Here is a 14,151-nt window from a genome sequence, read left to right as displayed (position 1 = left end):
GCGTTGAACCAGTGGGAATATTTGGGCGTATACCTGGAAGAGGGATATCTGAAGCCGGACAATAATGCGGCGGAAAACGCGATTCGGCCTTTTGTGGTGGGCCGGAAGAACTGGTTATTTGCGGGATCGCCCAGAGGAGCGGAGGCCAGCGCGTTGTTCTTCAGCCTGACCGAGACGGCCAAGGCCAACGGCCTGGAGCCCTTCGCCTACCTGAAGGTTTTATTTGAAAGACTCCCCCTGGCGACTTGCCGGGAAGCCTACCAAGCCCTCCTGCCAACCCCGGATTTTAACCTCTCCAACGATTGATTCTTATCCCTGCCGGGTACTTCTTTGGACGCTTACCTTAGTTCATTAAAATATCATTAATCTCAGTTTAGGTTATATAGTTTTCATAAATTAATTAGATATCTATATGTTGTGAAAATGTGACGATTATGTATTTTGCTGCCGATTAATTTGCCTTCATGATCTTCATCGTGTAAGTATCTGTTCATACGCAATAAATTTTATTTTTGTTCGACTCCATTCATTTTTCTCTTTTAAAAACCATATTCAAAGAGGTGGAGAACATGAATAGCTGCGACGATGAAAAGCGTTTGGCAGATCTGTTAAATTTTGACCCAACCCCTTCTGAAGTCGTTCGTCTACGCAAATTATATAACACTCTGGAAAAAAAGAAAAAGAGTGGAGGTAACCTTTCTGAAAATGAAATTGAAGAAGTCTGTGATGCCTTTGAGTCGTTCTGTACTGAATTCTCCAGGGTATGTGGTCGAATAAATGAAATGGCTGATAGCATTCCAACGGGAGGCAGCGGAAGAAGGGTCCGCGAAATCGGAGAACCTTTCTTATCTGAAAAACCTCCAAATCCCAAAACTTCATGTGTCCAGCCTCTCGACCAGGGTGAGCCGGTAGGCTGCGTTGTGAATGAAAAGCACCTACGCGCCATGGAATTCCGGAGGAACCTTAAATATCAGCCGGAGAAAGTATATCCCACCATCGAAGAAATTGACGAAATTATCGAGTTACATCACTTATGGTTATCCGGCGAAATCAAACCAGACTGGACCCGAAAAGGGAAACAGGCCAACTTTTCCAATATGGATTTGTCAGGGGTAAATTTCCAGGGATGCAATCTGAAAGGGGCAGTTTTTAAGTATTCGTATATAGATGGGACTGATTTTTCTGGATGCAATCTCCAAGGCGCTAGTTTTGAGTTGAGCGTAATTAAAAGATGCTCCTTCAAGGGCGCAGTTTTAATCGGATGCAATTTTACCAAGGCGGATATTGAAGAATCTTCATTTTTCAAGGCGGAGTTGTCCGGGGCGTCATTCCAGGACGCGACCCTTGAAGGCATAGATATGAGCCATTGCCGAATGGACAATGTGACCTTTTTTTCTTCGAACATTTTTAGGATCTCCTGGGATAACTCCAATATGCACCGGGCTGACTTCCGAAAAGCATGGATTGAGACCTTCAACGCAAAGAATTCCATGATGGAAGATGCTGTTTTTGAAGAAGCGAATCTTTGTGGCGGGAGCGTTGCTCGGTCTTATTTGTATGAGTCTGTTTTTCGGAAAGCGACTATTCGCTCTGTGAGTTTTAAAAAAGCGGATCTAAGGTTTTCAGACTGGGAAAATAGCCAGGTGGTTTGTGTAGAATATGATCGGCAAACTCAAGTAGAGGGAACTAAGCGAGAAGGAATGCAGGCACCTCCCCAGTTTTTGGCCTTTTTATCAACCCAGTATTGGATAGAGTACCACCGGAGCCGAAAGAAGAGTTCTCATTTTCTGTATAGAGCGGCAATGGATTGCGGTCGAATTTTTGGAATCTTCCACTTGGCATGTTGGACGTTGATTCTGATTATGGTCTTTGGTTTGGCACTGCACGAGATCTGCGGTTTACCCATTGAGGAGGCCTATTGCAGTAGCATGGAGATCTTTTTTTGTAGAAATCTCCCCATAGTTACACTTGGAAAGGGGGGCTATTTTCTTGGAATGTTAGAGATTCTATCGAGCATCCTGATTCAGACGGGGCTTTTAGCAACATTAATTTTTAATTTTTCCCGGCGTCCATGAATCCGAGCCGCTTGATCAACCCAACTTCAAAAATTTTAAGTTGTCCCAACAAACCTATCTTCCTTCTTTCCATTTCTCAATTTCCCTTAATATTCTCCTAAGCAGAGCCACTTCACCCACGTCCAGGTTCTTTATCTGGGCAATCAGCTTGGCCAGTTCAAGTTGATTACCATCTCCCTGGCCTTCATCTTCGTCAAAGTCGAAAAACAGTTTCAATGGTGTACCCAGTGATTCAGATTACCCAAATGGGTGGATGGGTTCTTGTATGCTTTGTTCGTGGCGCGGGACCTTGTGGTGGGTCATTTCGTATTCAGGAGATCCTGTGAACTCATCAAGCCCGGAGGTGTCTCCTCATCGGGTATGCATACGAAGGTCGAGGCATTTCATAATATCTCCTCCAAAAACACCCTCAGCTTCCGAATCCGCTCAGCATCCCCGGATTTCACAATTTCATTCATTTTCATCGTTACCACGGCTTGGTCGTCCGAAATTTCGCCCTGGTCGTCCATAAATCCAAACAGGTCAATCAACTCAACATCAAAAATTTGGCATAGCCGAAGCAAAGTATCCACAGTGGGGTTGACCAACCCGCGTTCCAGCCGTCCATAATAGCGATAGCTGAAATCCCACTTTTCCATATCTTCTTGTCTGAGACCACGTTCCAGCCGCAAAGCCTTTAGCCTCAGCCCAAGCTGTTTTTTCACGTTTTCGATATCCATGGACAGGCACCTCCTAATACCTTGTCTATTTATAGGTAATTCCAATTGCAATGAAGGCATTTAAAAATAGTATTGTTTCTGCTATATATATTTAAAAGTAGCATTACCCTTGAAATCCCACCTTATGAGTGGATGGTATCAACCCACAACTTTTCAGGAGGAACCATGAACACAGAAAACAACGCACTGCCTCAAGAAAAGATCCAGAAAATTTCCGATTCATTTTCCAAGTCGCAGGCCAAGGCCGAAAAGATCATCAACGACAAGCAAAAAGCTCAGAAAGTGGTTAATGAAGCCATAAAAAAAGCCAAAAAGCTGCGAGGGCCGCTGGGCAAAGTCTGGGACGATCTCCAAGCCATGTTTGGGATCGTGATCGACTGGATCACGGGCGACTACAGGGAAGTTCCACTGGGATCAATCATCCTCATCATGGCTGCTCTTTTGTACTTTCTTTCTCCCATCGACGTAATCCCGGATTTCATCCCGGTTGTTGGTTACATCGACGACGTGTTTGTGTTGGGGCTTGCTATCGCCCAAGTACATTCGGACTTGGAGAAGTATCAGGAATGGAAAGAAGGCCAGTTATAGGCGAATCCCCCCTCAACACCCTGGTATTTCACTATATATATTAATTCATGAGGAGCCTCGCTTTACCGCTCGATCGGTTTTTTTAACTCAGAAAGGAGTTGTCAAATGCAAACGTTTGTATGGATGCTGGTTATTGGATGCTCAATTTTCGTCTACTGGGACGCAACTCGCAATAAAATCGGGAAGATTTCCGATAAAAAATCCCTGACCAATGCCCCTGCGGGGTTGTGGGCTTTTGGTACGTTCATGCTTTGGATCATGGTGTTTCCGTTGTACCTATATAAAAGGAAGGATCTGATCGCAAAAGCCAAGGAACACCCGGTAGAGCCGTCTCAGGCGCAACGAAAAGCCATTTTAAGCGTATTGGGCGTGCTGCTTGTGCTTGCTTTGATAAGCGGCTTTTTCGGCGACAGCAAGGCGATTTCCATTGTCAAGAATGGGGAGTTACAAGATTGCCCAGGAATCGCATTTGGTAAAGTGATTGATCAGGAAATGGATAATGTTCAGTGGCGGGAGGATGATGACGGAAACGGTATTACCTTGGTCTCCGTTTCCGGTACAATGGAAGGGTTGAATGGAGATGACTTTCTGTTTCTGACGTACCGCGTGATCAATGAAACAGGGCGCTTCCAACTGCAACAGGCTATGGTAAATGGGCAATACGTATCTGTCTCCAAAATGGAACAGCACTGGTTAAGCAGATGTCAGCACCTCCTTCCCAAAGACAAGCGGCCTGAAACGGAAGTCTCCACCGACGAAGCCAATGCAATGGCTCTGACAGACCTTGAATCCGCATACACCGCAGCAGCGGCCTGCTTTGTTGACAAATATCCCGTTACTGTAAATATGACTGAACTGAAGAACTATGGTTTCGTGGGCTCGAAGGGAGTGACCGTTGAAGTCTTGAACGGGGAAGCCGAATCCCTTCGATTAAGGGCCTATCATATTAACGGCGACACGATTTATGAGGTGGGAGAACCTGGAGAAGTCTTCTCATACCCTCGGTAGACAGAAAATGGGGGACGGGCTGTGTTCCGTCCCCCTCGACCTGGTTGGATTTGAAAATTTTTGTTCGTATTTAAATTTGAAATTTTTTTAGATTATTTGCTAATGAATCAGAGAGAATGCAGCCCGCTGCATTTGTATATTAATACCATAAAAATTGTTTGTATTATGTATTTATAAATGCAACAGATAAGTTTCTATTAAACAGTGTTCACAAAAATGAAATGCTTCAAAGAGACATTTTATCATGATCAATTTTGTACTAAAAATGATGAAAAATCGTATTTTCTGGATGGCAAAATCTTGGCACAGAAAAACTTTAAGCGGATACACCGCAAAAATGAGTGTGTTTTTTGATGTGTGGGATATCATAGTCGCTTTCGCATTATGGGTTGACAAAGAGGGCCTACCAAGCTATATCCACCGCCATTGAAATGGTTTCTAATGGGTTCCCTGATCGGGAATAGTATACCGATTTGTCCTCTGACTCATACAGAAGATGTAATCGAGAGGGCGGAGCTATATCCGCAGGACAGAACCAGCAAAACTCATCGCAGCGCTTCTGTTAGATAATTGAATATCAATCTAATATTCTCCTCACAAACAAAACGGGCATTTGCTAAAAGCGATTCGCGCAGCCCTTCCAGCAAAGCCGTCCGTTCAATCCTATCAAACACGCCTTTCCCATCTGAATCAAACAGATGCTCTTCACTTTCCCCTCCGCTCGTTTCTTACCGCATACCTAAGAGCAAGTTTTGACAACAGACGCAATAGATCAGCAGTCCTCATTTAGTTTTGGGGATTTGGCCCATCCGGTTTCGAGAGGCCTTAAAGCCATTTCTCGGTTCTGCCTCTACGCCTTGGTGATCTTTCCCCCTCTGGCTATGGGCGGAGCCATAGGATGGTCTGAGCCCATTATTGAGTGGATTGCGTTATTGGCGATTAGTTGCGTTTTTCTGCGACGAATTTTATTAGGTAGGAAGTTATGGGTGTCCACACCTATGGATCGCCCTTTCATCGCCCTGGCAATCGTCTGCGCTCTATCTACCGTGTTTAGCATTAATGTCAGGAACAGCCTGTCTGCGTTAGGCCTATTGGCTGCTTATATCGCAGTGTTTTATGTTGCTGTGGATGCAGTTCGTACCCGGGATGGTCTTCGCAAGCTCTGTTACGTGATTGTGGGCTTAGGTGTTTTTGTCGCCGTCTTGGGTATCTTCAAGTATTTTGACGCGAACCCATTCCATTGGTGGGGTTACGAGAACCAGCAACATGCGGGTAGACTATACTCGACTTACTTCAACGCCGATCATTTGGCCGGGCTTATGGAAATGACCTTGTGTTTGGGCGTGGGATTGCTTTTCACAGGTTTGTCCAGATCTAAACGATTCGCCATTGCTTTGGGATGCCTTTTTATGGCATCTGCCTTAATCCTTTCTCTTTCCCGTGGAGGATGGATTGGAGCCTCGGTCGGACTGGGCTTCATGGGCTTTATCTTTGCTGAGCGCCGCTACTTCCATAAAGGTATCGTCATGGCAACGGTTGGATCAGCATTTGTTATAGGGCTTATAGTCGTGTTGATGAGTACGCCTACCATCGAACGCGCCCTGACTTTGGAACAAGGAACTGAAATGGCTAATTGGTCCAGCCGAGTCACTGTTTGGAAAGCCACATGTTCCATGATTGCTGATCATCCCTTTTTGGGCGTAGGTCCTGGAAATTTTACGTTGGTTTTCACACAGTATCAACCTGTCGGGCTTGGTACACGTTTTTATTTTGCTCATAACGACTATTTGCATCTTATTTCAGAGGCGGGACTTTTTCTCGTTCCCATTATTCTTTGGATGATTTTTTTCCTGTTCAGTCAGGCGAGGTACAAACTTGGGAACCAAGGCAGGCTGATACGTGGAACAGCCCTGGGAACCATGGGGGGAGGTATAGCAATCCTCATTCATAGCATCGTTGACTTTAACCTCCATCTTCCAGCCAATGCTATCATTTTTTCAACTATTGAAGCTTTGATAGCTGTGCCACAATTCAGAGCCTGCAAATAGATTTTGAAAATCATGGAAATATTAATAGGTTGTGATCTAAACTGATTTGACCAATTCTTTCATAAATCAATGCACGATCATAAGGAGCGAAAAAAATGAAACTTTTTTCTGAACAATACTTGGAGAGATTGCAGGAGGCTATAAAGTACTTTCCTCATGATGATTTTAAAAAGATGATTGAAGCCTTTTTAAATGCCAGGGACAGCGGAAATAGAATATTTGTTATGGGGAATGGAGGCAGTGCTTCAACGGCATCTCATTGGGTGTGTGATTTAAACAAAGGGTGTTGTTGTGAAGATGAAGAAAAGAGATTCAAAATGATTTGCTTGAATGACAGTATTTCTACTATGATGGCCTATGCAAATGATTTATCATATGAAAATATTTTCATTGAATCTTTGAAAAATTTTTTTGAAACTGGGGATGTTGTTGTGGGGATTTCCGGCAGCGGAAATTCTCCTAATGTCATTAATGCAATTGAGTATGCAAACAATCATGGAGGTGTAACTGTTGGTTTATCCGGCTACGATGGAGGTAAACTTAAACAAATCGTAAGTATTCCAATCCATGCAAATGTAAATGATATGCAACTGACAGAAGACATACACATGATTATAGTTCATATGACAATGCAGCAGGTTAAATATTCTTTAAGTAGTAATTGATATTTGAGAATACATATTAATATTAAAAAACTATTGTTCGCTGTTGCTATCACAACGTTCTTGATTATCCAGTCTTCAATAGGGTGCCTGCCTGAATTAGTGGCCAAGATTGACCCCTTCAATCACTTATTGATGAATTTGGCTCATGTCCCCGCTTTTGCTTTCTTATCTTGGGCTTGGTTGAATTTCTTTAATATGTATTCTTTTTCAAAGAAAAATATAATAACATTTTGTTTCTTGTTGGTTGGATTGATTCTGTTTGCGCTTGGAGACGAATATCACCAATCTTTGATACCCGGGAGAACAGCCTCTTTAAGTGATATTGGAATGGACGTTACAGGAATTTGTTTGGGGGTATGTTTTTTTTATTCTGGAAATCTCATAAAAACTAAAAATGAATAAAGATTACAACGTTCTACATTGTTGGACATAATGGTTTGGGCAGTTCAGGCATTGTGTGTTGACATCTTTTACTAAGTGGATACCAAAACCTCTTGGTTGCAGGCTATACAGAATTTGTCTTGGCCAAACAAGAGGCGGTAAATGTTTTGCTATGAAGAAAAGCCCGGCTATGTTTTCTGGTCACGCGATTTGAGATGATGCAAGTGGTCTTCAATATTCTTCCTCTTAGGTAACATTTTGAGGAACAGGCCCGTAACGCCGTGAGTTCCTTTTTATAGATGACGTTGCGGCGTCCTGCCTTTTTTTATAAAATCTTATGGCGGTGAAGAGATCGTAAATATTGAGGTTGGTAAGGACAGCACCGTTGAAGAACTGGCATCAAATGTGCTATTTGTAATGGGTTACACTACTGGCCGATTAAAACCTATTGAAATTCAGGGATAATTGGTTTTGGGGCGTCGATTTTTCCGTGTTATCCGGCGGATGGAAGAGCTCATGCAGGTTTCTCCTGTCCATGAGGGTAAGTTGGAGCAATTTCAGGATTTGGGTCACTGGTTGGGTTAGGCATTATGGTATCTATCCTGGCCGAGAGAAAGTTTTTTCGAAAAGGAATTGTCATGGCTTTGGTTTGGGCATCCTTTATAATAATGCTATTGATCATGCTAATGAGCACCTCGGGCATCGAACGCGCCCTGACCATAGGACAAGGCGCTGACATGGCAAGATTGTCCAGTCGGGTTACAGTCTGGAAAGCCACTTGCGATATGATTGCCGATCACCCCGTTTTTGGCGTGGGGCCCGGCGGTTTTGCGTTGGCCTTCTCGCAATATCAGCCGCCAGGGTTCAACGCCCGATTTTTTCAGGCCCATAACGACTATTTGCACGTTGTCTCCGAATTGGGATGATTTTTATCCCCGTTGTCTTGTGGATGATTTTTGTCCTTGTCCGTCAAACTCGAACCAAGCTTAATGCCCCCAGCAGATTGGTTCGAGGAACCACCTTACGCGCTCTGGGCGGCATCACGGCAATAATCATCCACAGCATCGGAGACTTTAACCTCCACCTCCCGGCGACCGCACTGATCTTCACTCTCCTGGCCGCTATCCTCGCCGGGCCTACGCCATAAGAGCAACAGCGGTTGCATGGTTGAATATCATTTTTCCATTGATCGTAAAAAGTTGTCAGGAATTTTTCTGATAGTATTTGCCTTTATCATGGTAAGCACTTCAGTAGTGGAAAGGATAATTTTTCCAAAAGGAAGAATATAGAACAATATTCCGTTTGGAAAGAATCATAAGGTTGTGCAAAGGTCTGATAAGTTGTCAGCATTCTCTCCAGCGTACTGGACAAGATTAAGGAAGGTATCTCAACTTTCGGGATCAGGAATACCCAGTTTCTAGTTGGCATTGTGATATACTGATATTTTTCAGGCCGATCCTGATCGCTTCCTCGGAGGACGCTTTGGCGGCGGCTTTTGTTTGACGTCCAATTTTAGTCCTTTTCTTTTTGATTTATTTATGAATATTCGCAATTTCACAAAAATCAAAAAGACTGGGTTCTTAAATGTTTTATAGCATCATTTCAAATAGTTATACTCAAAATATCTCCACCAATGACTATTGCTGAAAGTTGAGAAGGTATGATAAAAAAAGTTCTTTTAGTTATTCCTGCCCGTGGGGGCTCCAAAGGTATTCCACGCAAAAATCTTCGCCCTTTGTGCGGAAAGCCGCTTATCGCCTATTCAATTAAAGCTGCTTTGCAATCCAAATTGGTTACGCGTATTGTTATTTCCACCGAGGACGAAGAGATTGCTCTTTTTGCAAAACGATTTGGTGCTAATGTTCTAATGCGTCCCTCTGATCTTGCCGATGATAACGTGCCTCTTGACCCAGTAATCGATCATGCGTGCATAGAGAGTGAAAAAAAATTTAAAGAAAAATATGATATTATTGTAACGGTTCAACCGACATCTCCATTTATAACCGGTGTTGATATTGACCAAATTATTGAAAAATTATTAGAAAAATTGCCGGATACTGTCCTGACTGCAGTTGAAGATTGTCATCTACGCTGGGGAGATTGTTCGGGCAAGCCGACCCCTCTTTATTCGAAAAGGGTCAATAGGCAATTTCTACCGATGCAGTACAAAGAAACTGGCGCAGTTATCGCGTGTACTAAGGAACAGCTTCAAACAGGCAGCCGTATCGGTGAGAATATTTTATTGCATATTATGGATGAACAGCGCAGTATAGATATTGATACCTACCATGATTTTTGGTTATGTGAAATGATTTTAAAACAAAAGCGTATTGTTTTTGTGGTTATTGGTAATCATGAAATCGGTATGGGGCATGCTTATCGAGGCATTATGATAGCAAATGAACTCATTCGGCATGATATTGTTTTTCTTTGTCATGAAGAGGATGATTTGGCTCAAGAAATTATTAGAAAAAATAACTATCGTATGAAAACTACATCGCGTGAGCAATTACTTGAAGCAATTTTCGCTCTCGATCCAGACATGGTAATTAACGATATTCTTAATACGAGCGCTGATTATATTTTGGCACTTAAAAAAAAGGGAATTGCTGTTATCAACTTTGAAGATATGGGCCTTGGCGCAGAAACCGCTGACATGGTTTTTAATGCTCTCTATCCTCATCAGATTCCTAAAGAAACCATTTTGGTTGGCCCAAAGTACTTTTGCCTACGGGATGAGTTTTTACATATCTCCAAGCGACAGAAAAGAAATAATGTAAAAAAAGTTTTACTCACTTTTGGTGGTGTGGATGAAGGCAACCTTACCTGTCGGGTACTGCTTGCAATTTTCCCCTATCTTAAAGCCAAAGAACTCTCTGTGGATATCGTATTAGGGGTAGGCTACAGACATACAAATGATCTCAAAAATACTCTTTTGACAATCCCCTCTGAAAGTGTTAGCGTAATTAAAAATACAAGTAAGATAAGTGAATTTATGAATAACGCCGATTTGGCCATTACTTCTGCCGGTCGTACGGTTCTTGAATTAGCCAGCCTCCAAGTACCAACAATCGTCATAGCGCAAAACTTTCGAGAAACAACACATTCAATGGCTTCAAGTCAAAATGGGTTTATTAATTTGGGGTTTAGAAAGGAAATTAGTGATGCGGAGATTTTGCATGCAGTTAAAAGGGTTGTCGAAGATTTTGAGTTACGTACTGTAATGTGTAAAAAAATGGAATCATTAGATTTAAAAAATGGGAAAAAAAGAGTTGTTGCAAATATAAATTCTATTTTGGGAGAAACCATACGAGATGCCGCATATGAAAAATAAATTGCCTGGAAAATTTCTATCGCCTTATATAATTGCAGAAATTGGCGTAAACCATGAAGGTTCAATTGAGTTAGCTAAGGACCTTATTGATCAAGCTGCAATAGGCGGCGCTCATGCAGCCAAGTTCCAAACTTACAAGGCTGAAAAAATAGCCTCGAAAAATAGCCCTGCTTATTGGGATAGATTAAAAGAAAAAACACCAAGCCAGTACGAACTGTTCAAAAAATATGATAATTTTGGTGCGAAAGAATATGAAATGCTTGCAACGCATTGTGAGAAAAGGAATATTGATTTTCTTTCCACCCCTTTTGATACAGATGCAGTGGATTTTTTAAATCCACTGCTGAAATATTTTAAAATTGCGTCAGCGGATATTACAAATGTCCCACTATTGCGTAAGATTGCTAGCACAAACAAGCCTGTTGTTTTATCAACTGGTGCTTCAACAATACCTGAAATTGAATTTGCAATTCAAGTCCTTGAAAAATCGGGAGCAAAAGAAATTGGCCTCTTGCACTGCGTTTTGAATTACCCAACATTGATAGAGCATGCGGAATTAGCCCAGATCAATGTTTTGCAAAGGACCTTTTCTAATTGTATTATTGGATATTCAGATCATGTTGCGCCCGATAATACTATCAGTAGTTTAGAGTTGGCAACACTTCTCGGAGCAATTATCTTGGAAAAGCACTTCACGCACGACAAAACATTGCCCGGAAACGATCATTATCACGCAATGGATAAAGAAGACTTGAGAAAATTTATTCAGAAACTCGAAATATACCGAAGGCTCTATGGAAATATGCTGCGCGACATTAGCAATGAAGCACAAGCTAGAAAACATGCCCGAAGAAGTATTGTTGCGTCTAAAAACATAGAAGCTGGAGAATGTCTTTCAGAAGATAATATTACAACAAAAAGACCAGGGCATGGGATTAGCCCTGTTTTTTGGGATGATGTCTTAGGAAAAAAAGCATTAAAAAATATTGCTGAAGATACAATAATTAAGTATAATTTCTTTTCGTAGTGATTATTACTCTTGGTAAACTTAATAATTGTGCGAAAAAAGTATTTTCTTCTAACTAATCCATACAAAAGTTAGGGTATCATGTAAATGTAATCGTCTTCTTCCACCTCATATATTATGCTTTGTCAGAAAAAACAGAAGACAAAATGTGTGTATTAAAAATGTATAAAAGCAACTTTCAACCTCAAAAGTGGAGCAGAACATGGCCAAAATAATACTTAGTAATAAAAAAGATAATATAGATAACATTATTACGAGAAATATTGATGCGGGATTTAAAAAATATAGTGAGTTTTTAGACCTTGAGTATTTATTAATAGCATTTCAAAAATTGAATGTTAAAAACGAAAATTTTTTACAAATTAGGCAAACAGATGGTTTTGTGGCAACCGCGGGTACGATTATATATAAAAATGAAATAGGTAAAAATGCTTTAAAAAACATTTATCACGATTTTGATGGAGATATACAAAAGTTAAGAAATCGCAGCATTGGCAATTATTTAGTAGTAATAAAAAAGGATAATAAAATTTATGTATTTTGTGATGAAAATAACATTCTTACCGTTTTTTACTACCATAATAAAAATATGTGGAATATTAGCAATTCACTATACGATATTGCAATTGAAGAAAAATCATATTTGACTGTTAACCACTTTAGTTTACTTGAATATACATTTCAATGCTCAATTCTTGGTAATGATACCCTTTTCAATGAAATAAAAAGATTATTAGGCGATGAATACATTTCAATAAATTTAATAGATAATACTTTCAATCTAAACAAAATTGATATGTTTAATGAAAAAAATTTGGAGTATACTAATGATGAAATATTTTTTGACGAATTTACAGAGAAATTAAATAGTACGGTAAATAGCATAAGTAATATATTTAAATCAGTTTCTATATGCATGACTGGTGGTATAGACTCAAGAACAATACTATCTTCTTTTTTAAATAACAAAGTTAGCCCTAATCTACTGTATGGAATTGGAAATACTGCACTGACAAATACAAAAGATAAAGATTTTGAAATTAATCAATTATTTTCTGACAAATTTAATCTAAAACTATCTGTCATGAATTGGAATACGCCCAATAATATCGATCAATATTGGAACAAATATATGCGAAAATACGGATTTTTGTCCAGAATATACAATGCGTCAAACAATTTTTTTCGTGAGTTTGAAAATAATAAAGACACGGATTTTATTGAGTTTGGATATTTTGGTGAAATTTTTAAAAATGTGCCTTGGATAGAAGATATGCGAAAAGATTATTTCGACGTCAATGAATATATTGATGAATATTATATCGATAAAAACTTAATCAAAATGTTTCCTCATTACCTTCAATATAGAAAGCACATAGAAAATAAGATTAGAAGTACTTGCGAGAAAAATAATATTGACTGCATGCTTATAAGTAAAAATGAATTTCAGATACTGAACAATGAATATAGAAAAGGGGCTGATGTTAAACTTTTAAATTTTGCGAACATGTTATTTTATTCGATTAGTATTTTTTCTTTAAAAGAACTTTTCAATATTTCACTCAAAATACCATCGAATCTTAAGAAAAAAAATCATTTTATTCTTAAATCATTATCTATAATACATCCAGAAGTTTTAGATATCCCTTTTTTTTCACATGGACAAGAGTACGTAATAAATAAAAAAGAATTTAAACTTACTGAAAAATATAAAGATAGCAGAATAATTTCAAATGTCAAAAAGGGAATTAAGGCAACATTAAAAAATGAAAAGATATTAAATTTTCTTAAAATGTTAGTTCGCAACAAAAAAGGTAATACTTCAAAAGATATTAAAGAAAGTAGGGAACGGGTAGAACTACAAAAAAGTTTAGTAAAAATTATAATAAACAATAAGTATAACATTCTGTCAAACCCAGAAGAGTTCCAGGGATATTTGCCTCGCCTTGCATGGTACGCCCAAGTACTTTTTATTATAAAATCAATATTAGAAGAATAGTAGTAAGTGGCCTTACCCTCATCGCTTCGGCCAAATTTAAAAATCGTAAGCATTCACGGGAGGCTTAGCCCTGGTTGGCAATCCATTCCAAAGCGACTGGTTGTCCATGGAGATGGTAGGAGAGGATTTAGATCAGTCGGGGATCTACCGTGATGCCATGCTTTCCGCAGGTATGCTTGAGGCTCAGATTAACCTCCACCAATCGGTTTCCCTTTTCGCTTTGGGTTCCTCAATCTGCGTTTGCGCCAGAGCACTCCTTAGCACAAGGTTCTTTCCGCTTGTTTGTTGGTGGGCTCCACCTCGGGTT

General features: G+C 40.1%; 13 protein-coding genes. 11 read left to right on the top strand and 2 right to left on the bottom strand.

Features of this window, described 5'->3' with window-relative positions; translation table 11 throughout:
* Both BUE18_RS19960 and BUE18_RS19955 read left to right on the top strand, forming a co-directional pair.
* Positions 1-306, top strand: a 306-nt coding sequence (locus tag BUE18_RS19960) for an IS66 family transposase (RefSeq protein ID WP_139264817.1), incomplete at its 5' end; no start/stop codon positions are given.
* Positions 307-569: 263 nt separating this feature from the next.
* On the top strand, positions 570-2,075 hold the full coding sequence (locus BUE18_RS19955; RefSeq protein WP_073477947.1) for a pentapeptide repeat-containing protein: 1,506 nt from the start codon (positions 570-572) through the stop codon (positions 2,073-2,075).
* Positions 2,076-2,129: 54 nt separating this feature from the next.
* Here the strand turns inward: BUE18_RS19955 and BUE18_RS19950 are convergent, their stop codons facing one another.
* Entirely contained in the window at positions 2,130-2,291 is a 162-nt protein-coding gene (locus tag BUE18_RS19950; protein WP_244549353.1) for a hypothetical protein, read from the bottom strand.
* Between the two features lie 167 nt (positions 2,292-2,458).
* Positions 2,459-2,794 carry a helix-turn-helix domain-containing protein gene (locus BUE18_RS19945; protein ID WP_073477946.1) on the bottom strand — a complete coding sequence of 112 codons (336 nt, stop codon included), beginning with the start codon at positions 2,792-2,794 and terminating at the stop codon, positions 2,459-2,461.
* 165 nt (positions 2,795-2,959) lie between these two features.
* Here BUE18_RS19945 and BUE18_RS28715 point away from each other — a divergent pair, with 165 nt between their 5' ends.
* The 9 genes from BUE18_RS28715 (at position 2,960) to BUE18_RS19890 (ending at position 13,844) form a co-directional block, all read left to right on the top strand.
* Positions 2,960-3,382, top strand: a complete 423-nt coding sequence (locus BUE18_RS28715; RefSeq protein WP_073477945.1) for a YkvA family protein — start codon at positions 2,960-2,962, stop codon at positions 3,380-3,382.
* A gap of 105 nt (positions 3,383-3,487) precedes the next feature.
* Positions 3,488-4,390, top strand: coding sequence for a hypothetical protein (locus tag BUE18_RS19935; RefSeq protein ID WP_073477944.1), 903 nt, complete (start codon positions 3,488-3,490; stop codon positions 4,388-4,390).
* A gap of 752 nt (positions 4,391-5,142) precedes the next feature.
* Positions 5,143-6,438, top strand: a complete 1,296-nt coding sequence (locus BUE18_RS19925) for an O-antigen ligase family protein (RefSeq protein WP_083611171.1) — start codon at positions 5,143-5,145, stop codon at positions 6,436-6,438.
* A 95-nt stretch (positions 6,439-6,533) separates the two neighbouring features.
* The gene (locus BUE18_RS19920) at positions 6,534-7,103 is read left to right on the top strand and encodes a D-sedoheptulose-7-phosphate isomerase (RefSeq protein WP_073477941.1); all 570 of its coding nucleotides are present in this window, start codon (positions 6,534-6,536) and stop codon (positions 7,101-7,103) included.
* Positions 7,104-7,202: 99 nt separating this feature from the next.
* On the top strand, positions 7,203-7,505 hold the full coding sequence (locus tag BUE18_RS28810; RefSeq protein WP_139264815.1) for a VanZ family protein: 303 nt from the start codon (positions 7,203-7,205) through the stop codon (positions 7,503-7,505).
* A gap of 533 nt (positions 7,506-8,038) precedes the next feature.
* Entirely contained in the window at positions 8,039-8,410 is a 372-nt protein-coding gene (locus BUE18_RS19910) for an O-antigen ligase family protein (RefSeq protein ID WP_342039448.1), read from the top strand.
* A 734-nt stretch (positions 8,411-9,144) separates the two neighbouring features.
* Complete coding sequence (locus tag BUE18_RS19900; protein ID WP_073477937.1) at positions 9,145-10,818, top strand: cytidylyltransferase domain-containing protein; 1,674 nt, start codon at positions 9,145-9,147, stop codon at positions 10,816-10,818.
* A complete protein-coding gene (locus BUE18_RS19895; RefSeq protein WP_244549352.1) occupies positions 10,808-11,845 on the top strand; it encodes an N-acetylneuraminate synthase family protein in 1,038 nt (345 codons plus the stop codon). Before BUE18_RS19900 ends, BUE18_RS19895 begins: the two co-directional genes overlap by 11 nt.
* 202 nt (positions 11,846-12,047) lie before the next feature.
* Positions 12,048-13,844 carry a hypothetical protein gene (locus tag BUE18_RS19890; RefSeq protein ID WP_073477935.1) on the top strand — a complete coding sequence of 599 codons (1,797 nt, stop codon included), beginning with the start codon at positions 12,048-12,050 and terminating at the stop codon, positions 13,842-13,844.
* Positions 13,845-14,151 lie beyond the last annotated feature (307 nt).

Source organism: Desulfatibacillum alkenivorans DSM 16219 (assembly GCF_900142135.1).
GTDB classification, from domain to species: Bacteria; Desulfobacterota; Desulfobacteria; order Desulfobacterales; family Desulfatibacillaceae; genus Desulfatibacillum; species Desulfatibacillum alkenivorans.
Note: the sequence above shows the minus strand (reverse complement) of the source record. Positions and strands in the feature narration are given on the sequence as shown.